Source organism: Rhodococcus sp. LB1 (genome assembly GCF_001583455.1).
In the GTDB taxonomy this organism is placed as follows: domain Bacteria; phylum Actinomycetota; class Actinomycetes; order Mycobacteriales; family Mycobacteriaceae; genus Rhodococcus_F; species Rhodococcus_F opacus.
Genome location: NZ_LTCZ01000008.1, coordinates 1 through 685 on the forward strand (window position 1 = coordinate 1; position 685 = coordinate 685).

At 67.4% G+C, this 685-nt stretch carries 1 protein-coding gene; it reads left to right on the forward strand.

What is annotated here, in order from left to right; genetic code table 11:
* The coding region (locus tag AZG88_RS01725; protein ID WP_061696860.1) for an NAD(P)H-dependent flavin oxidoreductase at positions 1–685 on the forward strand (685 nt) is incomplete at both ends.

Here is a 685-nt window from a genome sequence, read left to right on the forward strand (position 1 = left end):
TTCCCCTCCCTGAACGCCCGCCCGCAGCCGGTGTTGCGCGAATGGCTCACCCGCATCACCGAAGCCCTCGCCAAGCACGACGCCAACAACCCCGAGACACCGTCTGCGCCGTACGCGGTCAACCTGATCGTCCACAAGAGCAACGACCGTCTCGACGAGGACCTCGCCACCATCGTCGAATTCCAGGTCCCGATCGTCATCACGTCCCTCGGCGCCCGCGCCGACGTCAACGAGGCCATCCACAGCTACGGCGGCATCGTCCTCCACGACGTCATCAACAACACGTTCGCGAAGAAGGCCGTGGAGAAGGGCGCCGACGGCCTCATCGCCGTCGCGGCCGGCGCCGGCGGACACGCGGGCACCCTGTCGCCGTTCGCATTGGTCCAGGAGATCCGCGAGTGGTTCGACGGACCGGTCCTGCTGTCGGGCTCCATCGCTCACGGCCGCTCGGTCCTCGCCGCGCAGGCCGCCGGCGCCGACCTCGCCTACATCGGCTCCGCGTTCATCGCCACCGAAGAGGCCAACGCGGATCAGGGCTACAAGCAGATGATCGTCGACTCCACCGCGTCCGACATCGTCTACTCCAACCTGTTCACCGGAGTGCACGGCAACTACCTGAGCGGCAGCATCGAGGCCGCCGGACTCGACCCGAACAACCTCGCCGTGTCGGACCCGTCCGCCATGA